We start from the raw sequence: 19660 nt of genomic DNA, 5'->3' as shown, positions 1-19660 counted from the left end.
CCGGAGGCGTGCCGATGTCCAACATTCTCTACGCCATCCGCGAGCGGCTCTCCTCCCTTCACCCGAAGGAACGCGCCCTCGCCGAATACATTCTCGAGCATCCGCAAGAAGCGACGCGTTCGGGCATTACCGAATTGGCCGAGCGCGCGGGGGCCAGCACGGCGACGATTACGCGCTTCTGCAAGTCGATGCGGTTCGACGGCTTCCCCGACTTCAAGCTGAAGCTCGCCGAAGAGCTCGCGGCCCCCTCCGAGCAGCAGCCGACGTACCAGGACATCGTCGCCGGCAATTCGCTGCAGCGCATCGTCGCCGCGATGGAGGCCAACCACCTCCGCTCGATCGCGGACACGACGCGTCTGCTCGATTTCGGCGCGCTGGAAGCGGCCGTCGCGGCGCTCGACCGAGCTCGGCGCATCGATCTGTACGGCGTCGCCACGTCCGGCATCGTCGCGCAGGACGCCTATCAGAAGCTGATCCGGATCGGGAAGGAAGCGAACGCCTTCTCCGACCCGCACCTTCAGATCACGTCCGCGTCCAACCTGGGGCCGGGCGACGTCGCGCTGGCCATCTCTTATTCGGGCGCGACGCAGGAGACGCTGGACGCGCTCGTCTGCGCGAAGGCGCAAGGCGCGACGACGATCTCGCTGACGAAGTACGGCGCGAATCCGCTCGCCGACTCGGCGGACATCGCGTTGTTCGCCTCCTCCCTCGAGGAAGGCATGCGACGCGGCGACATGGCTTCGCGTATCGCGCAGCTGCACGTCATCGACATTTTGTTCATCGGACTCGTCAGCTCGCGCTTCGACGCGTACGTCCCGAAGCTGGAGCAGACGTATGTCAATGTAAGGCATTTTCGGAAAACGAAAGGTAGGTAGCTCCCAGATGAACATCCTCACGTTCCCGACGGACGCCGAGCTGAACGAAGCCGGAGCCGGCATTATTACGGGACTCGTCCAGACGAAGCCGAACGCCGTCCTCGGCCTCGCCACCGGCAGCACGCCGATCGGCATCTATAAGGAAATGATCCGCACGTTCCGCAAAAACATGGTCAGCTACAAGCAGGCGACGACGTTCAACCTGGACGAGTACGTCGGGCTGCCGGCCGCCGACCCCCAAAGCTACGCGTATTATATGAGGGAGCATCTCTTCGATCATATCGATGCGTCTCCGGAGCGCACGCATATCCCAAGCGGAACCGCGGCGGACCCGGAAGCGGAATGCAAGCGGTACGACGAGCTGCTTGAATCGTACGGACAGATCGATCTGCAGCTGCTCGGCCTCGGCCATAACGGGCACATCGGCTTTAACGAGCCGGACCACTCGCTCATCCGCGGCACGCACGTCGTGAAGCTCAGCGATCAGACGCGGGACGCGAACGCCCGCTTTTTCGAATCGCCGGAGCGCGTGCCTACGCACGCCATTACGATGGGCGTCGGCACGATTCTGAAGGCGAAGACAATCCTGCTCGTCGTGAAAGGCGCGGACAAAGCCGACATCGTGCACCGCGCGCTGACGGGCGAGATTACGACGGAATGCCCGGCGAGCCTGCTGCAAACCCATCCGCATCTCGTGGTGCTGCTGGACGCGGAAGCGGGGAGGCATTTCCGATGACCTTGGTTCGCGGACATATCGTGACTGACGAAGGCGTCTTGGAAAACGGCACCGTCCGCCTCGACGCCGGACGGATCGTCGAGGTATCCGCGTCTTCCGCCGGCGCCGTCGACGTCGACCTGCAGGGCGGTTGGGTCGTCCCGGGCTTTATCGACCTGCATTGTCACGGCGGGTTCGGCGGCGACTTCATGGACGCGACCATCGAAGCCTACGAGACGATCACCGGCTTCCACGGCCGGCACGGCACGACGACGATGCTGGCGACGACGGTCACGGCGACGAAGCCGGACATCGACGCCGTGCTGCGGGCGACCGCCGCGTACCGGGACGCGGCGTCTCCGCGCGGGGCGCGGCTGCTCGGCGTCCACCTCGAGGGGCCGTTCATCAGCCCGAAGTGGCCCGGCGCGCAAAATCCCGCCCGCATCGTCCCGCCGAACGCGGAGTGGCTTCAGGATTGGGCGACCGCCTATCCGGGGCTTATTAAGCAGCTGACGCTCGCGCCGGAGACGGAAGGGGCGCTCGGCCTGATTCGCGCGCTGCGGGAGCTCGGCATCATCGCCGCGGCGGGCCATACGGACGCGACGTACGACCAGCTCGTCGACGCCGTCGACGCCGGGTTGAACCAGGCCGTGCATACGTTCAACGCTATGACGCCGCTGCATCACCGGAATCCGGGCGTCGTCGGCGCCGTCTTGACGGACGCGCGCATCGTCGCCGAAGTGATCGCGGACGGCGTGCACGTCCACCCGGCCGCCGTGAAGCTGCTGACGCAAACGAAGACGGCCGGCAACCTCGTCTTGATCACCGACGCGATGGCGGCGGCGGGCCTCGGCGACGGCCAATATTCGCTCGGCGGGCTCGACGTCACCGTCCGCGGCGGCGTGGCCCGCTTGACGCATGGCGACAGCCTCGCCGGCAGCACGCTGACGATGATCGAAGCGTTCCGCTTCGTCGTTCGGCGCGTCGGCTTGTCCGTGCCGGAGGCGAGCCGCCTCGCGAGCGCCAACGCGGCGAAGCAGCTCGGTCTCGAGGACGAGCTGGGCGCGATCCGCGCGGGCGCGGCCGCCGACCTCGTGCTGCTGACGCCGGAGCTGGACATCGTCCGCGTCTACCGCGACGGTGCGGAGATCGGGTAAGTCGCTAGCATGCCGTTGCCGCCGAGGGACGAGACGTCCCTAGAGCTGCAGCGGCTTTTTTGTCGTCGCACCGCAGGTTTCGAAACCGTACTGCTGGCTGTAGCGGCAATATTCCGTTGCGCGATGCGGGTCGACCGTTCCGCAGGCTGTATTGGAAATTTTACCGCTACACTGCAGGTTTCGGCCGCCCACGAGCCTCAGCGGCCTTTTTTACGTTCCTCCCCTCTTGCTGCCATCTTCGTTCTTCCACTCGCGGCTCCTTGACTTTCCATGCCATCTGTTTTTGGAGTTATGGGAGTTTGTTGTCGAGGGCGCTACAAAGGCGAAAGTACGCCACTGTGTGCAAGCACAATAGTACGCCTAACCCGCAAACAGTTTTAAGCGCGATTTCGAGCTTATTTCGCCGCCTGAGGCGGTAACCGCCCACTTAACCGCATATGTGCGCTTATTTCACCGCCTGAAGCCCGCCGCTAATTCAATCGAATTCCGCGCGTATGCCGTCACCGAGCGCAACACAACAAAAAACGGGACAGAGCCGCAACCAGCGCCCTGTCCCGTTTTCTTATTCCAACTTCCGCATCGCATCGGCGTACCAATCCCACCCGCTGCCGACCTCGTCCGGCCGATGCGCGTCCGAGCCGAACACGAGCTCGACGCCCCGGGCCGCGCACTCCGCCATAAACCACTCCGGCACGTACGCCTTGCCGCACGTCGGCTTGCGGAAGCCCGCCGTGTTCACGTCGATGCCGACGCCGCACGCGACGAGCCGCGGCAGCAGCCGCTCGAGCCGCGCGCGAACGTGCGCGTCGTCGATCGGCGGCAGCGCCGTCCGGAACTTCTCGATCAAGTTCACGTGGCCGAGCCGCTTGCGCCAACGCCACCCCGCCGCGCTGGCGACGGCCAGCTCGATATGGTCGTAATACGCGTCGACGACCTTCTCCATCGTGCCGTAATACGACAGCAGGTTCGCTTGGAAATCTTCCGGCTTATAATCGATGCACCGCATGCCGCCCCGCCCCGGCAAATAATGCACCGATACGATGACGTCCTCGAGCGCGTCCGCCGCCTCCGCCAACACGTCTTCCGTGAACGGCTCGCTTTCGTACAAATAGTCCATCTCAAGGCCGACCGCCACGTCCAGCCGCCCGTCGAACTCCCGCTTGACCGCGGATGCCTCGGCGAGGTAGGCCGGAAGCTCCGACCGATTCATCGCCAGTTCCAACGTCAACGCCGGATCGTCGATCCACCCGTCCGGCAGCGGCGGATGCTCGGTCACCGTGTACCGCTCGAAGCCGAGCGCGACGGCGCGAGCCGCGTATTCCCGCAGCGGCGAGGCGCTGCCGTGTTTGCAAAACTGCGAATGCGTATGTCCGTCCCACTTGATCATTCCCGATTCCCTCCGAATCCGAATCCAATCCGTACTTCATTCAGCATAGTCTAACAGCAACTTCCGGCACAAGATGCGCGGCGCATATGGTATGATGGTACAACGATATTTCGAAAACGAAAGGAGCCGCACCGCCATGGAATGCCGCATCGGCTGCGCAGCGTGCTGTATCGCCGTCTCGATCTCTTCCCCGATCCCGGGCATGCCGGACGGCAAGCCCGCGGGCGTCCCCTGCGCGCAGCTGACCGCGGATCGGCGCTGCGCCCTGTTCGGGAAGCCCGAGCGTCCCGCCGTGTGCGGCGGCCTTCAGGCGTCGGAAGACATGTGCGGAGCGACCAACGAGGAAGCGTTCGCCTTCCTCGCCGAGCTCGAACGCGCGACGTCCCCCGCCCTCAAGCGTAAAGCGTGACGAGTAACGATCACCGCTCCGCGCCGGCGGCCGGTTCCAAGATGGCGGTAGGCGCCTGCGCCCCTTCCTGCCTGGGTCGTTCCCCTTGCAGCGGCAAGTGCAACAAGACGGTCGTTCCTACTCCGACGGCGCTGCGAAACCGAATGCGACCGCCCATCTCCTCGACAGTCCGGCAGACGACCGACAAGCCGAGCCCGGTCCCCTTCTCCTTCGTCGTCGCGTAGGCGGTGCCGATCCGCTCCAGCTGTCGACCGTCCATCCCGACGCCTTCGTCCTGGATCGTAAGCAGCATCTCGTTCGTCCGATCGTCCCGCTCCATCGAGACGCGCAAGGCGCCGCCCCGGGGCATCGCCTCGATCGCGTTCTTGCACAAGTTGATGACGCATTGACGGAACTTCCCCGGATGCCCATGCACGCAGCAAGCCGGGGCCAGCCGCGTCTCGACGAGAACGGAGTGAATGAGTGCATACGGCCGAATCACGTTCGTAATATGCTCCATCTCCGCGCCGACGTCGAAGTCGGTCTTGTTGTCGTTCGACGGGTCTTGCTTCGCGAACGATAAGTAATCCGTAATCATGTCCTGCGCGCGGTCGAGCTCGTCGAGCGCGAGCGAAATATAATGCTGCCGCTCGCGTTCGGAAGGCGCGCCCGAGCGCAACAGCTGCAGAAATCCTCTCGTAACGGTCAGCGGATTGCGCACCTCGTGCGAGACGCTCGCCGCGAGCTGGCTGACAATGTCGTATTTATCGAGCTTCTCGGTCATGATCCGGCGCTGCTCGCGCTTCTCCGCGTCCTTCCGAATCCAATTTTCGATCAGGGCGGTCATCGTCGCCGTGACGAGCAGCTGAATGAAGAACAGCGGCACGACCCACTCCGACTCTACCATATGGAGGGTTCCGGTCGCGTATAACACTACAGTGCAGAAGAGCCCATACCCCGCGGAAAAGGCTCCCCCCGTCATCGTCTTCCGCATCGCGCTCCATCCCCCGCGCGCGAACAGCTTGGGCGGGATCAGAAACACCGACAAAATGACGAACGCCATGAACGCGCCGTCGCCGCCGATCCCGAGCAGCCGGTACGCTAACGTCGCGGCGGCCAACGGGATGCTGACGACATATCCGAGATACATGTGGGTCAGCAGCAGCGGAATCCAGCGCAAATCGATAAGGAAGTCGGGGGAAACCCGAATCGGGAAGGTCATGCAGGCCATAACGATGCAGACGGAGGATAGGAAAGCGATGACGTTCTTATACTTGAGCAGTGGACGTTCGTCGATTTGCTGAATGAAAAACAAAGGGGCGATCAGAAAGAACGAATTCAACAACAGCATTTGCAACGGTTCGTACATTGGAAGCCCCCTGAACAACCAAATTTTCCCTTTGCTTTCACCAAGTATATCAAATGGGCATTCGCTTTCCTATATAAATATAAAGAAAAATAAAACCGAAGCGCATAAGCGCCTCGGTTTTTGCATCCAAGTCTATCGATTCAAAGCGTACAAATAAAAGATATAGTCCGTAGACGGGCCGGCGAAGCCCGATTGGCGCAGCATCGCGGTCGCATTGCCCCGGTGATACGTGCCGTGGTTGACGACATGCGTCACCAACTCGAAGGCAGTAGCCCGCAGCATGCCGAGATACGGATGCTGTAATTCCCGGTAAACCGACGGATCCCCGATGCCGCGCAGCATCGAGCGGAAGTCGTCGGCCGCCGCATCGAACAGCGCCTCCATCTCCCGAGGCGAAGCCTCGCCGGCTTCCGCGTCCCATGCCGAAATGCGCGCCGCGACCTCCTCGAACGCTAGATCCTGCGCGATCGCGTGCCGCCACGTCCGATCCATCGCGTACATATGTGCGAACGTCGCGCGCAGCGACGGATAACCGCTGTCGGCGTGACGCGTCCAGATGTCCGCCGGAAGCGTCTCCAGATGGCGGAACAGTCGGTCGTTCGCCCATGGGTGGTATTCGTAAAGCTCAAGCAGTCGCTGTATCGACTCATGTTCCGTCCGGCTCGTCGTCATCTCGTTCACGCCCCTTTGCCCAATTTCGTATATAACTCGATCAAGTTGCCGTCCGGATCGCGGAAGTACGCGACGCGCACGCCCCACGACGGACGATCTGCCGGCGCCCGCACCGGCTCGAGCCCTCGCTCGATGAGCAGCGCGTACGCCGCGTCCGCGTCGGCGACCTCGATATTGAGCAGCGCGCCGCCCGCCGCGGTCGACCCGCTCGGCACGTTGTCCGCGCCGACGGCGTCCGCCATCGCCGACCGGCTGGCGAGTTCCAGCCTTACGTCTCCCGTATCGAACAAGGCATATTCTTCGCCTTCCTCGAGCCATGCGACCGGAAACTGCATGATCTCCTTGTAGAAAGCTGCACTCCGGTTGAAATCTTCCGTCAATAATCGAAATTGCTTCAGCTGCATCGGTGGATTGCCTCCTGTCGTATTTCCTCCATCATACCGGAGGGTCACTGACAGTTTCGGTCAGCGACCTGCGAGGTCGCCGCGCATATTTTCGTAATGAGGCCGCAGCCGATCCAACACCGAGAACACGTCCTCGACGAGCGAGAGCGGCTCGACGACCGCGATCGACGTTCCGTACGCGATCAGCGTGTAAGGAACGTAGTGCCGTACCCACTGCGCATCCATCCGGAAGACGGCTTCCTTCCCCGTCCGCTCCGCGAGCGACTGCGAGAACAGCCAGTGCAAGCATACGTCGTCGATCGCGCGAGCCGTCCCGCGCAGCCGGACCGTCACGAACGACTCGTCATCGGGCCCGCCCCCCTCCGGCAGCAGAAACTTCATGAAGAATTCCCTAGCGGAAAAGTCCGCCGGACGAACGAACCCGTCCTCCGTCGTCTCGCACGACTGGATGCGGTCGGTGCGGAAGCTCCGAACGGCTTGCCGCAGCCGGCAATACCCGACGACGTACCATCGGCTCCGCCAGACGACCAAGCCGTACGGATCGACGTCGCGCGTTTCCGTCGGCCCGGCGTACCCCTTGACGTACACGATCCGAATCGTCCGCGAGTCGGCGACGGCCGTCTCGATTCGCTGCAGCATCTCGCCGATGTCCTCCCCTCCGGCGCCTGCGATGACGTCGAGCCCCGCCGCATGCCGCGCGAGCGTCTCCTGCTGCTCTTCGTTCGCATACCGCTTCAGCTTGCCGATGGCCCGATCCAGCGCCTCCCCGAACGGATACCCGTTCTCCCTCGCGAACGCGGCCGCGTGCACGAGCGCCTTCTGCTCCTCGAGGTCGAAGAACAGCGGCGATTCGCGGAACGTCGGCAGCAGCGTATACCCGCCGTTCGGGCCCGCCTCGGCGACGATCGGCACGCCGCTCGCGCACAACGCGTCGATATACCGATAGACCGATCTCACATGAATTTCGAGCGACTCCGCCAGCTGCTTCGCCGTCACGCGCTGCCGCGCGCGAAGCTGCCATAGAATCGACAACATCTTGTCCGCCTTCGACACGGTCTGGCTCCTTCCGGTTCCCTTTTCCAACCAATATATCATACTCTATGAAAACGGTTTGACATTGAGAATGATTATCAATAAAATGAGGACAGCATTCCTCATCTCATCGTTCGGAGGCGCTTATGTATATCGAAATGTTGACGATCGTCGTGCAGGAAGGATACGCCGAGCAAGTCGCCGCGCGCTTTACGGCTCCCGCGGAGGTGGAGAAGGCCGAGGGGTTCCTCGATTTGTCCGTCATGGCGAAGCGGCCGTCGAAGGGCGAACAAGAAGTGATCGTGATGATCCGTTGGGCGTCGGAAGCCCATTGGAAGGCATGGGAGGTCAGCGAGCCGCATCTCGAGGGGCATCGCCGCGAGCGCGAGCGGGGCAAGCCGCCGTTCGTCGTCAGCTCGAGGAGCGCGACGTACGCCGTGCAAGCGACGAAAGGCCCGGCGGGCGCCGAATGAGCCGGGAGGCGGAACGCGCGGTTTCCGAGGCGCTGGAGCGATTTTTCCCTGGGGCGGCTCCGTTCTTCCGGTCGGGCGAGAGCGGCATGAACAACACGACGCGGTTCGTAGAGCTGCACGGGCGCCGGTACGTGCTGCGCGTTTACGAGACGCACCAAGACGTCGACAAGGTGCTGTACGAGCACGCCGTGCTGCTGGCGCTGAACGCTTCGCCGGCGCTCCCGTTCGCCGTGCCCCGCCCGGAGCGGACGCCGGACGACCGCGGCGAGACGATCGTTCGTCTGGCCGACGGCAGACTCGCCGCGCTGTTCGGTTACATCGAGGGCGAGCGGCCCTCGCTCGACCGGCCGGCCGCCCTTCGCGCGTTCGGCCGCGCGGCGGGCGGCTTGAGCGGCGCGCTGGCGAACGTCGGCGTCGCGGCGGCTCCGGCATACCGGCCGTACTACGAGCTCGACGCCGCGCACCCGAGCATCGCGCCGGCGGACGCCGCCCGCTTCTTCGAGGCGCCGCCCGCCGACTTCGCCGACATCGCCGACGCGCTTCGCCGCATCGGCGAGGAGCTCGACGCCGCGCGCCTGGCGCTCCCCGGCTTGCGCGCGCTGCCGCATCAGCTCGTGCACGGCGATCTGAACGCGTCGAACGCGCTCGCCGTCCCGGGCGGCGACGACATCGCCGCCTTGCTCGACTTCGAGTTCGTCACGGTCGACCTGCGGGCGATGGAGCCGGCGGTATGCTTGTCGGACCTGTCGGACGCGGAGAGCGACGAGGACGTCCTCGGGCGCATGTCGGCCTTCGCGGCCGGCTACGCGTCCGTCGCGCGGCTGTCGCCCGAGGAAGCGGACGCGCTTCCGTTGCTGCTGCGGCTGCGGCGGATCGACGTCGCGCTGCACTTCCTCGGCCGCTGGCGGGACGGCGTCGAAGGCCCCGAGCCGCTGCGCCGCGTCGCCGCCGGCTCGGCTCGCGCGCTGGAACGGCTCCGCCGGCTCGAGGCGCCGCTGCGCGACCTGTTCGCGGGGCTGGCCGAATAGTCGGGTCGGAGTTCCCCCGACTGTCCCGCCTCCGCGGCGCTCCCGCCCGCGACGAAGCCGCCGGTGCGAACGCGCCCCGGCGGCTTCCTTTTCCCCCTAAAACCCTTATCGTCCCCGCTGCTCCGTCAGCTTGAACTGCTCCACGACGCTCAGCAGCGACCGCGTGATCGAATCGACGCTCTCCGACGTGCCGCGCACATGCGTCATATCCAGGTTCAAAGCCTGCACGGTGCGCTCCACCTCGGTGGAAATTTTCCGGTTCTCGATGCTGACGGCCGATATTTTATCCATCAGCTCGACCACCTCGTCCACCACCTGCGTCTTTAATGAGTCGTTAGCGTTCGCGCTGCCGAGCAGCTCCGAGGCGGTCGCGACCATCGTCGCGTCTTCGATGACGACCCGCGCTCCTTCCTCCATCGACTCGTTCGCTTCCTTCGCCTTCCGCCCGATCTGTTGCACCGTCTCGTTGATCTTCACGGTCGACCGCTTGGTCAAATCCGCCAGCTTGCGAATCTCTCCCGCGACGACCGCGAAGCCGCGGCCGTGCTCGCCGACGCCGGCCGCCTCGATGGAGGCGTTCAGCGCCAGCAGGTTCGTCTGCGCCGAAATTTCCTCGATCGTCTGCAGCAGCGCGCCGATCTCTTCCGTCGTATCGAGGAACGAACGAATCGTCCGGTTCGACTCCTCCACCTTATGCTGGATGCTCAGCATCTTGTCGCCGATCCGCTCCACCTCGCTGTGCGCCACCGCGATTTGCCCGGACGCCTTCTCCTCGAGCTCCCGCAGCGTGCCGCTCATGTGGCGCGAGACGTCCTTCGCCATGTCGAGATCCTTCAGCTGCAGCCGAATGCCCTGGATCATCGCGTCGATCTTCTCGCTCACGCGCAGCGTCGAACGCTCCGACGAGACGGTCGATTCGTCTAACCGGACCTGGCTCTCCTTCACGTCGCCGGCCGCCCGCTTCACGCGAATCATAATGCCCTCGAGCGAGTCGATCATGTTGTTGATCCACTTCGCGAGCTCCTTCATCTCGTCGTTCGCGAATTCGCCGATGTTCAGCCGCTGCGTCAGATCGCCTTCCCCTTCGGCGTTCATTCGAATGAACCGGTTGATCTTGCGCAGATGCGCGATCGCCGGGTCGGTGCCCTTGCGCTTCACGATCGATAGGCCGATCCAGCCCTAGACAAGGTTCGCCGCCGCATACAGCTCGCCGGGCAGCCACGGGACGAACCGCAGCAGCCAGAACAGCCCGTAATTTAATAGAACCAGTCCGAAAACGAACCAAACCTGCATCCGTTTCACGTTCCAGCTCAATCCCCGAATGCGATACACCTCTTCGAGATCGCCCTCGCACATCATGCCCCAGACGTCGGGGCAATGCGGCAGCTGGAACGTCACCCCTTTGCCGATAACGGGGATATGCCGGTAATCGGAATACGCCGGGAATTCCACCATCAGGTTGTGACCCTTCGCGATCGTGTTCGCCACCCCGGGATGCAGCTCGTTCGTCGCCGGGTCCGTGAAACGCAGCTCCAGCTCCGTGTGGCGCTTGACGCTGACGATGCCGTAGTCCGTGCGGACGCCGTCCTTGAGGTTGGGTCGACCGCCGCGCCGCGACGCAGCCCTGACCCGCTCCGGGTCACCACGCCGCGCCCCGCACGCGCACTTGACCCGCTCCGGGTCACCACGCCGCGCTCCGCACGCGCACCTGACCCGCTTCGGGTCACACGCCGTGCCGCGACGCAGCCCTGACCCGCTTCGGGTCACACGCCGTGCCGCGACGCAGCCCTGACCCGCTTCGGGTCGCCACGCCGCGCTCCGCACGCGCACTTGACCCGCTTCGGGTCACACGCCGTGCCGCGACGCAGCCCTGACCCGCTTCGGGCCGCCACGCCGCGCTCCGCACGCGCACCTGACCCGCTTCGGGTCACACGCCGTGCCGCGACGCAACCCTGACCCGCTTCGGGTCGCCACGCCGCGCTCCGCACGCGCACCTGACCCGCTTCGGGTCAGCCTCCGGCGCTCCCCGCGCCGCGTCAAACCGTCGCGGCTTGCCCCGCCTCCGAAGCGGACGGCGCGACCAGCGCCTTGCCTTCCCACGCCCGGCTCCGCCAGCGGAACCACATCGCGATGCCGCGGATCCACTCGTCCGCCGCGATCGCGAGGAACACGCCGACGAGCCCCAAGCCCGCCTCGAACGTCAAGTAGTAGCCGAGCGGCAGACTGATGCCGACCATCGACACGAAGCCCATGTACACCGTGATTTTCGCATCCCCCGCCGCCCGCAGCGCATTGATCAGAATCAGATTGAAGCAGCGCCCCGGCTCGAGGAGCAGGCTGACGAGGATAACCTGCGAGACGAGCGCGATAATCGCCGCATCGTCGGTGAACAGCCCCGCGATCGATCCCCGTAACGCTACGACGACCGCGCATACGAGCATCGTCACGGCCAACCCCCACTTCAAGCTCCGCCATACCCGGCCGTAGGCGTCTTCCTGACGCCCCGCCCCGACGAGCCGGCCGACGACGATCGCCGTCCCCATGCCGAGCGCCGCGCAGAACAGGAAGATGTACGCCGTAATGTTCGTCGCGTACTGCCGTGACGCCAGCTCCGCCGCGCCGAGGAACGTCACGTAATACAGGAATACCGACTGGCAGGCGTGATACGTCACCTGCTCCAAGCCGGACGGCACGCCGAGCTTCAAGATGCTCGAGAGATACGCTTTCGACATCGTCACGTAGTCGCGGAGGCGTATCCGCACCTCCATGACGCGGTACAGCAGCCAGAAGAACACGAGCACGGCCGCGCCGCGGCTGATGACCGTCGAGATCGCCGCGCCGGCCACGCCGAGCTCCGGCGCGCCCCAATGCCCGAAGATCAGGGCGTAATTCAAGGCGACGTGCAATACGTTCATCCCGAGCGTGACGAACATCGACTCCCGCGTGAAGCCGTATGTGCGGACGAGGCCCGCCATCGTATTGATGAGCGCCTGCAGCACGAGCCATCCGCCGACGATGCCGAGATACGTCTGCGCGTCCGCGAGCACGGCGCCGTGCAGGTTCGCCGCCCGCAGCAGCGGGTCGCCGAACGCCAGGAACGCGGCGCTGACCGCGAGACCGAGCCCTAGATTAAGCGTAATCGCGAGGCCCGCGATCTTCGCGGCTTCCTCCGGTCTCCGGGCGCCGAGGTATTGCGCGACGACGATCGCCGCTCCGTTCGCGACGACCTCCATAATGAGAATCGCGATAAAGACGAACTGATTCGCCACGCCTACCGCCGACACCGCTTCGTCGGACACGGCGCTCAGCATGAGCGTATCCGCGCTCCCCATCATCATGAACAACGAAATCTCAAGAAAAATCGGCCATGTCAGCAAAAATAAGTTCAGGTCCTTCGACCGCCCCGGTCTCCCCGCCGGAGCCTCCGCCGTTCCCGCCATGATGTCATCGACTCTCCTACCCGTTTTCTATATATACAACGACCGTATCCTATCATAATTCCGGCCGAAATTCATGCATCGGAAAATGGGATCCAGATACGTTATAATGGAAATCGTACCTTATCGGATGGAGGAGACAACCAGATGAACAAACAAGACGTATTGGACGCGTTCCGGTTCCGTCACGCCTGCAAGGAATTCGACCCGGAGCGCCGCGTGTCCGACGAGGACTTCGCCTATATACTGGAGACCGGCCGCCTGTCCCCGAGCTCCTTCGGCTTCGAGCCGTGGAAGTTCGTCGTCCTGCAGAACGCCGAGCTGCGCTCCCGTCTGCTTCCCGTAACCTGGGGCGGCCAGAAGAGCATCCCGACGGCGAGCCACCTCCTTCTGCTGCTCACGCGCACGAGGAACAACTTCCTGCCCGACTCGACCTATATCGCTCGGCTGAAGAAGGACATCCAGAAGATGCCCGAAGAGATGTTCCCCGGCTTCCAGGAGCGGCTCCGCGCGTTCTTGACGTCGGACTTCAAGCTGCTCGACAACGAGCGGGCGATGTTCGAATGGGCGAGCCGCCAGACGTATATCGCGCTCGGCAACATGATGACGGCCGCCGCGCTCCAAGAGATCGATTCTTGCCCGATCGAAGGGTTCGACAAGGACGCCGTCGAGGGCATCCTTCGCGAAGCCGGCATTCTGGAAGGGGACGCGTTCGGACTGTCCTGCATGGTCGCTTTCGGCTATCGGGTACGGGAGCCCCGCGAGAAGACGAGACGGTGCGTCGAGGAAGTCGTGCAGTGGGTGAATTAGAAAAAGAGACGCCGGGCGGCCGCCCGGCGTCTCTTCGTACCGCGTATTACGATTTCCTCGGCTTGCCGAACTTCCCCGCGTAGAAATCCTGAATCGCGAGCTTGATGTCGCCGACCGTCGTCATGACGAACGGCCCTTGCTGCACGACCGGCTCGCCGATCGGCCGACCCGCGGCGAGCACCGCCCGAAGCGGCGCGTCGGCGCGAAGGACGAGCTCGCTGCCTTCGGCGTCGGCGTCGTCCGGCGCGCCGAGCCACAGCACCTGATTCGCGGCGCCCGGCGTTTCGTCGACGCCGAAGCGGCCGCTCCCTTCCAACACGTAAAGAAATCCGTTGTAGTCCGCGGGCAGACGCTGCGTCAGCGTCGCCCCCGGCTCCATCGCGATGTCGAGGAACGTGACCGGCACGACGTTCTTCGTCTCGGCCGCGACGTCCCCGGACGCGCCGGAGAATACGCGCACCGTCGCCCCGGATTCCCGACGCGCCGGCATGTTCGCCGCCTTCAAGTCTTGGTAGCGCGGCGCGGTCATTTTCTCCGACTTCGGCAAGTTGAGCCACAGCTGCAAGCTGTGCACCGTCTCGCCCGGCAGCGGATCCTCGGAATGGATGATGCCGCGTCCCGCGGTCATCCACTGCACGTCCCCGGGCTCCAGGATGCCGTACCCGCCGTAGCTGTCCTCGTGCTTCAACCGGCCCTCGATGACGTACGTGACCGTCTCGAACCCGCGATGCGGATGGAAGTCGAACGTTCCCGCCTGGAACCAATCCTCCATCATGAGCAGGAACGGATCGAACTCTCTCCACCGCCCCGGCTCCAGCACGGCGGCCGCCTTCACGTGCGAGCCGCCGCGCGGCTCCGCCACGGCGTCCCATACCGAACGAATGCCGCGCCTTCCGATGCTCCGTCCTTCCATCTGCCTCGCCCTCCTCCTATTCCGCCGTCCGCGGCGACACGCCTCTGCCGCTCGGCCGGTTCACTAACAAATAATATAGCCCGGCCATGACGAGCGAGACAAGGCCGCCGACCAAATACGCCCCGTCGTAGCCGGCCCGCGCGGCGACGACGCCGAGGGCGTACGAGCCCGCGCCGTACCCGGCGTCGAACAGCAGGAAGAACGTGCCGGTCGCGAGGCCCGCCCGATGGCGAGGCGCCGATTGGATGGCGAGCGTCTGCAGGCTCGGCAGCAGCGCGCCGAAGCCGAGGCCGATGACGGCGCCCGAGGCGAGGAAGGCGGTCGGCGTCCTAGCGAAGCTTAAGGCGATCATCCCCGCCGCGAAGAGGAAGATGCCCGGATACACGAGCGCGTTCGCGCCGAACCGGTCGAACCACCGTCCCGTCAGAGGCCGCGTCAGCACGATCATCGCGGCGAACACCGCGAAGAAGTAACTCGCGTACGAGCCGAGACGGAGCTCGACCGCGTATACGGATAAGAACGTCGACAGCGAACCGTACGCGAACGCCAGGAAGGCGCTGGCGACGGCCACCGGCAGCGCCGCCGGCTCGATGTAGCCGCGCCACCCCGAGGCGGTCGAACGCTTTCCCGTCGCAGGCGACTTCCGCTCCGGCAGGCGAAGCGTTAACCCGCACAACAGCGACAGCGCCGAGAACGCGATGCAGATCAGGAACATCGCGTTCAGACTGAAGCGATCCGCGATCGTAAGGCCGACGAACGGCCCGACGACCATCGCGAGGCTCATGAACAAGCTGAAGTAGCCGATGCCTTCTCCCTTGCGGCGGTCGGGGACGAGCTCGGCCGCGACGGCGCCGCCGGCGGTCGCGGCGAGCCCGAAGCCGACGCCGTGCGCGAGCCGCAGCCCGATCAGCGCCCCGAAATGATGCATCGCCGGATACAGCAGCGCGCAGACCGCGAACAGCAGCAGAGAGCCCGCGAACAGCTTCTTCCGATCGTACCGGTCCATCCACTTCCCGGCCAACGGACGAAATAACACCGTCGTGAAGATGAACGCGGTCATGACGAGCCCGACCTGCGTCTCGGCGGCGCCCAGCTTCTGCGTGACGAACAACGGCAGCGTAACGGCGTAAATATAAAACGTCATAAACAGAAAAAAATTGCTGAGGCATACCGCAACGAAGTTGCGGGTCCACAGCGGTGTTCGAATCGGTTCGCTTCCATGCTGCATACTACGTATCAAGTCCTCTCCGATTGTACCTGTTCGCAGGCGCGATGCCATAGATGAGCCAGCGCTTCGCGGAGGGCGGCGACGCGGTCGTCCGGCAGCCCGTCCAGCAGCGCGCCGATCGTCTCCCGCTCCAACGGCGCGAGCTCCGCGGCGAGGCGGTCGCCCTTCTCCGTGCCGTACACGAGGAACGACCGCCGGTCGTCTTCGTTCGGCTTGCGAACGACCAAGCCCTTGCGCTCCAGCTGGTCCAAAATTCTCGTCACGTTCGTCTGATCCTTCTCCGCCCGCGACGCGAGCTCCTTCTGCGTGACGCCGTCCCGCTCCGCAAGACGCTGCAGCACCGAAAACTGTTCGGGCGTAATGCCGTACGCCTCGAAGCGGCTCGCAAGCAGCTGGCTGATTTTCCGCGTCGTTCGGCTCAGCTGGAACCCGATCGATTCATCGAGCATGGCTTGCCCCCCCAATTTAGTTGCTATAGCAATTATATTTGTGGCAATTGAATATGTCAAACCCCGCTCGCTTTCCTCGTTCGAGGGTAATTTCTCCATAAGCACCAACAAAATGTCCCCTCCCCGATGAAAAAACCAGGTTGTCGGAATTGTGATTTTCCCCGCAACCTGCTATAGTCGAACTGGACTTATAACCGAAGAAGAAAATCCGACGCCCCGGCGCCGGGAGAGGTTCGCGAACTCCCTCTATAAAAAACTAAGATAGGTGCAGACGCCGATGAGCTGCGCCCTGCTTCGTTTTTTCCGAAACTAGAGTGCTGTTCCCTGAATCTCGTCTTCTTTTCCGTCCCGGACCCCCAGGAGAAAAGAGAGGAGATTTTTTTATGCCCGCAGGCAGAACGAACGAAGAATTGCAAGACATCACGCTGCTCGGCAGCCAAGGCGTAAAGTACGTGTTCGAGTACGATCCGAAGCTGCTCGAGACGTTCGACAACAAGCACCCGTACCGGGACACGTTCGTCAAATTCAACTGTCCCGAATTCACGAGCCTGTGTCCGATGACCGGCCAGCCGGACTTCGCGACGATGTACATCAGCTACATCCCCGACGTCAAGATGGTCGAGAGCAAGTCGTTGAAGCTGTACCTTTTCAGTTTCCGGAATCATGGGGACTTCCATGAGGATTGCGTCAACATTATTATGAACGACCTGATCGACGCGATGAACCCTCGCTATATCGAGGTGTGGGGCAAGTTTACGCCGCGCGGCGGCATCTCGATCGATCCGTACTGCAACTACGGACGCCCCGGCACGAAGTACGAAGCGATGGCCGAGCAGCGAATGCTGAACCATGACCTGTATCCGGAGAAGGTGGACAACCGATGAAGCCGTTCGTCCTGCTCGCCTACCTCGCCGCCATCGTCGCCGCGAACGTCGTCACGGCGTCGTTCGCCCCGATCCCGATCGGCGCCCTGCTCGTCCCGGCCGGGTCGTTCCTGATCGGCGCCACCTTCATTCTGCGCGACTTCGTGCAGCGCGCGTTCGGCCGCGGCCGGACGTACGCCGCGATTCTGGCCGCGCTCGCGCTGTCCGCGGCGACGTCGTACGCGCTCGGCGACACGCTCTGGATCGTCTTCGCGTCCGCCGTCACGTTCCTCGTCTCCGAGACGCTCGATACGGAGACGTACACTCGCCTGAGATTGCCCATGGCGTCGCGCGTCTTCTTCAGCGGCCTCGTCGGCGGCTTCGTCGACAGCGCGCTGTTCGTCGTCATCGGCCTCTCGCCGATCGGGGCGGGCTTCCTGCCGTGGGAGGCGGTCGGGTTCGCGATCGCCGGCCAAATTCTCGTGAAGACCGCTATGCAAGCGCTCGGCGCGGCGGTCATCGCCTTCACGCCGCTCGCCGGCGAAACCGAAAGATAAGGATCCGCGTTCGTTCATACGGAATTCATATTCATCGGGTATGATGCATTCATTCCGCACGGTTTCGCTAAGAAAGGAAGATTCGAATGACATCCGTACCGCATTCCAAGAACGAACGCACCGGCTGGGGCCCCTTCCTCCGGCTCGTGCGAGACACGAAGCCGAATAAGTGGCTGATCGGCTTCGCCCTGCTGCTCAGCGTCTTCAACACGCTGGCGGGGCTCGTCATCCCGCTGCTGACGAAGGAGCTGGTCGACGGCTTCTCGATGTCGCAGCTGTCTCCGCTGCAAATCGTCGGCATCGCCGGCGCGTTCCTCGTGCAGGCGGCCGCCGGCGGCCTCGCGGCCTACTTGCTCGGCCGCGCCGGGCAAGCCGTCGTCGCCTCCATTCGCGAGCGGCTGTGGCGGAAGCTGCTGGCGCTGCCCGTCTCCTATTTCGACGACAACCGCTCGGGGGAGACGGTCAGCCGCATGACGAACGATACGACGGTCGTCCGCACGCTCATCAGCGACCACCTCATCAACTCCGCGACCGGCCTCATCGCCATCGTCGGCTCCGTCGCGCTCATGCTCGCGCTCGATTGGCGCATGACGATCGTGCTGCTGGCCGCCGTACCGATCACGATGCTCGTGATGATGCCTCTCGGGCGGAAGATGCATCAGATTTCCAAAGGGCTGCAGAACGAGACGGCTCGATTCAGCGGCATGCTGAACCAGGTCGTCTCGGAAATCCGGCTCGTGAAGCTGTCGGGCGCCGAGTCGTCGGAGTTCGAGAACGGCCGGGAAGGCATCGGCGGTCTGTACCGCTTCGGCCTTCGCGAGACGCGCGTCGCCGCGACGATCGGACCGCTCATGGGCGTCGTTATGATGGCGATGCTCGTCACGATCGTCGGCTACGGCGGCGCCCGCGTCTCGAACGGCGACCTGTCGGCCGGCGATCTCGTCGCCTTCATCCTGTATCTCGTGCAGATCGTTATGCCCGTAGGCCAGATCACGCAATTTTTCGCCCAGCTGCAGAAAGCTCGCGGCGCGACCGAACGCATCGTCGAGACGCTGCAGGAGAGGGAAGAAGATTTCGATCGCGGCCGGGAGCCGGCGGACGCCGATCTGGCGAAGCCGATTCGTCTCGATCGCGTCTCCTTCGCGTACCAGCCGGACGCGCCCGTGCTGAAGGGCGTCGACATCGAGATCGCGCCGGGACGCGTCACCGCGATCGTCGGACCGAGCGGCAGCGGCAAGACGACGCTGTTCGCCTTGCTAGAGCGGTTTTATTCGCCGACGGACGGCGTCGTCCGGCTCGGCGACGAGCCGCTGGAAGCCTTCTCCCTGCACGGGTGGAGAAGCCGCATCGGCTATGTCTCGCAGGAGAGCCCCGTCGTGGACGGGACGATTCGCCATAATATCGCGTACGGCCTCGACCGCCCGGTTTCCGAGGAGGAGCTGCGGGAAGCGGCCCGGATGGCGTACGCGGACCAATTCATCGACGAGCTGGAGCGCGGCTACGACACCGAGGTCGGCGAGCGCGGCGTGCGTCTCTCCGGCGGCCAGCGGCAGCGGATCGGCATCGCGCGGGCGCTGCTTCGGAATCCGGCCATCCTCATGCTGGACGAAGCGACGTCGAGCCTCGACAGCAATTCGGAAAAGAACGTCCAACTCGCCCTCGACGGCTTGATGAAAGACCGGACGACCGTCGTCATCGCCCATCGCTTGTCGACCGTGCTGCGCGCGGACCGCATCGTCTTCCTCGAACGCGGCGTCGTCACCGGCGTCGGGCGCCACGAGGAGTTGCTCGCTTCGCATGCGTTGTACCGCGAGTTCGCGGAGCGCCAGCTCGGACTGGAGCCTGCGGCGCCCGAAGCGCCGACGCGCGAGCTCGAATCCGTCGCCCGGAAGGAGCGCTGATC

Annotated in this window: 21 protein-coding genes and 1 riboswitch; of the genes, 10 read left to right on the top strand and 11 right to left on the bottom strand. The window is 64.1% G+C overall.

What is annotated here, in order from left to right:
- Positions 1–14: 14 nt before the first annotated feature.
- Genes RIN49_RS04960 through nagA form a run of 3 tightly spaced genes read left to right on the top strand, consistent with a single transcriptional unit; the run spans position 15 to position 2747 of the window.
- Positions 15–875 carry a MurR/RpiR family transcriptional regulator gene (locus tag RIN49_RS04960; RefSeq protein WP_309119057.1) on the top strand — a complete coding sequence of 287 codons (861 nt, stop codon included), beginning with the start codon at positions 15–17 and terminating at the stop codon, positions 873–875.
- 7 nt (positions 876–882) lie between these two features.
- Complete coding sequence (gene nagB / locus RIN49_RS04955; RefSeq protein WP_309119056.1) at positions 883–1611, top strand: glucosamine-6-phosphate deaminase; 729 nt, start codon at positions 883–885, stop codon at positions 1609–1611.
- Entirely contained in the window at positions 1608–2747 is a 1140-nt protein-coding gene (gene nagA, locus RIN49_RS04950; RefSeq protein ID WP_309119055.1) for an N-acetylglucosamine-6-phosphate deacetylase, read from the top strand. The genes nagB and nagA overlap by 4 nt, the downstream gene beginning before the upstream one ends.
- A 562-nt stretch (positions 2748–3309) precedes the next feature.
- On the opposite strand, the gene hisJ is transcribed toward nagA, so the two are convergent.
- Entirely contained in the window at positions 3310–4134 is an 825-nt protein-coding gene (gene hisJ / locus RIN49_RS04945; RefSeq protein WP_309119054.1) for a histidinol-phosphatase HisJ, read from the bottom strand.
- Between the two features lie 136 nt (positions 4135–4270).
- On the opposite strand from hisJ, the gene RIN49_RS04940 reads away from it, so the two are divergent.
- Complete coding sequence (locus RIN49_RS04940) at positions 4271–4543, top strand: YkgJ family cysteine cluster protein (protein ID WP_309119053.1); 273 nt, start codon at positions 4271–4273, stop codon at positions 4541–4543.
- Positions 4544–4553: 10 nt separating this feature from the next.
- Here the strand turns inward: RIN49_RS04940 and RIN49_RS04935 are convergent, their stop codons facing one another.
- The 4 genes from RIN49_RS04935 to RIN49_RS04920 form a co-directional block, all read right to left on the bottom strand.
- Positions 4554–5891, bottom strand: coding sequence for an ATP-binding protein (locus tag RIN49_RS04935; protein ID WP_309119052.1), 1338 nt, complete (start codon positions 5889–5891; stop codon positions 4554–4556).
- Positions 5892–6023: 132 nt separating this feature from the next.
- Complete coding sequence (locus tag RIN49_RS04930) at positions 6024–6563, bottom strand: DinB family protein (protein WP_309119051.1); 540 nt, start codon at positions 6561–6563, stop codon at positions 6024–6026.
- A gap of 5 nt (positions 6564–6568) precedes the next feature.
- Entirely contained in the window at positions 6569–6967 is a 399-nt protein-coding gene (locus RIN49_RS04925; protein ID WP_309119050.1) for a VOC family protein, read from the bottom strand.
- Positions 6968–7027: 60 nt separating this feature from the next.
- The gene (locus RIN49_RS04920; RefSeq protein ID WP_309119049.1) at positions 7028–8020 is read right to left on the bottom strand and encodes a helix-turn-helix transcriptional regulator; all 993 of its coding nucleotides are present in this window, start codon (positions 8018–8020) and stop codon (positions 7028–7030) included.
- A 125-nt stretch (positions 8021–8145) separates the two neighbouring features.
- On the opposite strand from RIN49_RS04920, the gene RIN49_RS04915 reads away from it, so the two are divergent.
- Positions 8146–8472, top strand: coding sequence for an antibiotic biosynthesis monooxygenase family protein (locus RIN49_RS04915; protein ID WP_309119048.1), 327 nt, complete (start codon positions 8146–8148; stop codon positions 8470–8472).
- Positions 8469–9500 (top strand): phosphotransferase, encoded by a 1032-nt coding sequence (locus RIN49_RS04910; protein WP_309119047.1) that lies wholly within the window; start codon positions 8469–8471, stop codon positions 9498–9500. Before RIN49_RS04915 ends, RIN49_RS04910 begins: the two co-directional genes overlap by 4 nt.
- A gap of 105 nt (positions 9501–9605) precedes the next feature.
- Here RIN49_RS04910 and RIN49_RS04905 read toward each other — a convergent pair whose 3' ends face one another.
- From RIN49_RS04905 to RIN49_RS04895, 3 genes are all read right to left on the bottom strand, one after another.
- Complete coding sequence (locus tag RIN49_RS04905; protein ID WP_309119046.1) at positions 9606–10658, bottom strand: methyl-accepting chemotaxis protein; 1053 nt, start codon at positions 10656–10658, stop codon at positions 9606–9608.
- Positions 10659–10679: 21 nt separating this feature from the next.
- Positions 10680–11267 carry a hypothetical protein gene (locus tag RIN49_RS04900; protein ID WP_309119045.1) on the bottom strand — a complete coding sequence of 196 codons (588 nt, stop codon included), beginning with the start codon at positions 11265–11267 and terminating at the stop codon, positions 10680–10682.
- 269 nt (positions 11268–11536) lie between these two features.
- Positions 11537–12940: an MATE family efflux transporter gene (locus RIN49_RS04895; RefSeq protein ID WP_309119044.1), complete on the bottom strand. Its 1404-nt coding sequence runs from the start codon at positions 12938–12940 to the stop codon at positions 11537–11539.
- 144 nt (positions 12941–13084) lie between these two features.
- Between RIN49_RS04895 and RIN49_RS04890 the strand changes: the two genes are divergently transcribed.
- A complete protein-coding gene (locus RIN49_RS04890) occupies positions 13085–13747 on the top strand; it encodes an NAD(P)H-dependent oxidoreductase (protein WP_309119043.1) in 663 nt (220 codons plus the stop codon).
- 46 nt (positions 13748–13793) lie between these two features.
- Here the strand turns inward: RIN49_RS04890 and RIN49_RS04885 are convergent, their stop codons facing one another.
- Genes RIN49_RS04885 through RIN49_RS04875 form a run of 3 tightly spaced genes read right to left on the bottom strand, consistent with a single transcriptional unit; the run spans position 13794 to position 16337 of the window.
- The gene (locus tag RIN49_RS04885; protein WP_309119042.1) at positions 13794–14660 is read right to left on the bottom strand and encodes a pirin family protein; all 867 of its coding nucleotides are present in this window, start codon (positions 14658–14660) and stop codon (positions 13794–13796) included.
- Between the two features lie 16 nt (positions 14661–14676).
- On the bottom strand, positions 14677–15888 hold the full coding sequence (locus RIN49_RS04880; RefSeq protein ID WP_309119041.1) for an MFS transporter: 1212 nt from the start codon (positions 15886–15888) through the stop codon (positions 14677–14679).
- Positions 15889–15896: 8 nt separating this feature from the next.
- The gene (locus RIN49_RS04875) at positions 15897–16337 is read right to left on the bottom strand and encodes a MarR family winged helix-turn-helix transcriptional regulator (protein WP_309119040.1); all 441 of its coding nucleotides are present in this window, start codon (positions 16335–16337) and stop codon (positions 15897–15899) included.
- 222 nt (positions 16338–16559) lie between these two features.
- Positions 16560–16603, top strand: a riboswitch (PreQ1 riboswitch).
- Between the two features lie 117 nt (positions 16604–16720).
- Between RIN49_RS04875 and queF the strand changes: the two genes are divergently transcribed.
- The 3 genes from queF to RIN49_RS04860 all read left to right on the top strand — a co-directional run bounded on the left by queF (position 16721) and on the right by RIN49_RS04860 (position 19658).
- Positions 16721–17221, top strand: coding sequence for a preQ(1) synthase (gene queF, locus RIN49_RS04870; RefSeq protein ID WP_309119039.1), 501 nt, complete (start codon positions 16721–16723; stop codon positions 17219–17221).
- Entirely contained in the window at positions 17218–17757 is a 540-nt protein-coding gene (locus tag RIN49_RS04865) for a VUT family protein (protein WP_309119038.1), read from the top strand. Before queF ends, RIN49_RS04865 begins: the two co-directional genes overlap by 4 nt.
- Positions 17758–17843: 86 nt before the next feature.
- Positions 17844–19658 carry an ABC transporter ATP-binding protein gene (locus tag RIN49_RS04860; protein ID WP_309119037.1) on the top strand — a complete coding sequence of 605 codons (1815 nt, stop codon included), beginning with the start codon at positions 17844–17846 and terminating at the stop codon, positions 19656–19658.
- Positions 19659–19660 lie beyond the last annotated feature (2 nt).

It is taken from the genome of Paenibacillus sp. (assembly GCF_031177825.1).
GTDB lineage: Bacteria > Bacillota > Bacilli > Paenibacillales > YIM-B00363 > Paenibacillus_AE.
Note: the sequence above shows the minus strand (reverse complement) of the source record. Positions and strands in the feature narration are given on the sequence as shown.

Excerpts from the sequence above, each read along its gene's own strand:
- queF (WP_309119039.1), top strand. The coding sequence starts at position 16,721 with ATGCCCGCAGGCAGAACGAACGAAGAATTGCAAGACATCACGCTGCTC.
- RIN49_RS04885 (WP_309119042.1), bottom strand. The coding sequence starts at position 14,660 with ATGGAAGGACGGAGCATCGGAAGGCGCGGCATTCGTTCGGTATGGGAC.
- nagB (WP_309119056.1), top strand. The coding sequence starts at position 883 with ATGAACATCCTCACGTTCCCGACGGACGCCGAGCTGAACGAAGCCGGA.
- RIN49_RS04910 (WP_309119047.1), top strand. The coding sequence starts at position 8,469 with ATGAGCCGGGAGGCGGAACGCGCGGTTTCCGAGGCGCTGGAGCGATTT.
- RIN49_RS04895 (WP_309119044.1), bottom strand. The coding sequence starts at position 12,940 with ATGGCGGGAACGGCGGAGGCTCCGGCGGGGAGACCGGGGCGGTCGAAG.
- RIN49_RS04865 (WP_309119038.1), top strand. The coding sequence starts at position 17,218 with ATGAAGCCGTTCGTCCTGCTCGCCTACCTCGCCGCCATCGTCGCCGCG.
- RIN49_RS04960 (WP_309119057.1), top strand. The coding sequence starts at position 15 with ATGTCCAACATTCTCTACGCCATCCGCGAGCGGCTCTCCTCCCTTCAC.
- RIN49_RS04940 (WP_309119053.1), top strand. The coding sequence starts at position 4,271 with ATGGAATGCCGCATCGGCTGCGCAGCGTGCTGTATCGCCGTCTCGATC.
- RIN49_RS04930 (WP_309119051.1), bottom strand. The coding sequence starts at position 6,563 with ATGACGACGAGCCGGACGGAACATGAGTCGATACAGCGACTGCTTGAG.
- RIN49_RS04890 (WP_309119043.1), top strand. The coding sequence starts at position 13,085 with ATGAACAAACAAGACGTATTGGACGCGTTCCGGTTCCGTCACGCCTGC.
- RIN49_RS04860 (WP_309119037.1), top strand. The coding sequence starts at position 17,844 with ATGACATCCGTACCGCATTCCAAGAACGAACGCACCGGCTGGGGCCCC.
- RIN49_RS04935 (WP_309119052.1), bottom strand. The coding sequence starts at position 5,891 with ATGTACGAACCGTTGCAAATGCTGTTGTTGAATTCGTTCTTTCTGATC.
- nagA (WP_309119055.1), top strand. The coding sequence starts at position 1,608 with ATGACCTTGGTTCGCGGACATATCGTGACTGACGAAGGCGTCTTGGAA.
- RIN49_RS04880 (WP_309119041.1), bottom strand. The coding sequence starts at position 15,888 with ATGCAGCATGGAAGCGAACCGATTCGAACACCGCTGTGGACCCGCAAC.
- RIN49_RS04875 (WP_309119040.1), bottom strand. The coding sequence starts at position 16,337 with ATGCTCGATGAATCGATCGGGTTCCAGCTGAGCCGAACGACGCGGAAA.
- hisJ (WP_309119054.1), bottom strand. The coding sequence starts at position 4,134 with ATGATCAAGTGGGACGGACATACGCATTCGCAGTTTTGCAAACACGGC.
- RIN49_RS04925 (WP_309119050.1), bottom strand. The coding sequence starts at position 6,967 with ATGCAGCTGAAGCAATTTCGATTATTGACGGAAGATTTCAACCGGAGT.
- RIN49_RS04915 (WP_309119048.1), top strand. The coding sequence starts at position 8,146 with ATGTATATCGAAATGTTGACGATCGTCGTGCAGGAAGGATACGCCGAG.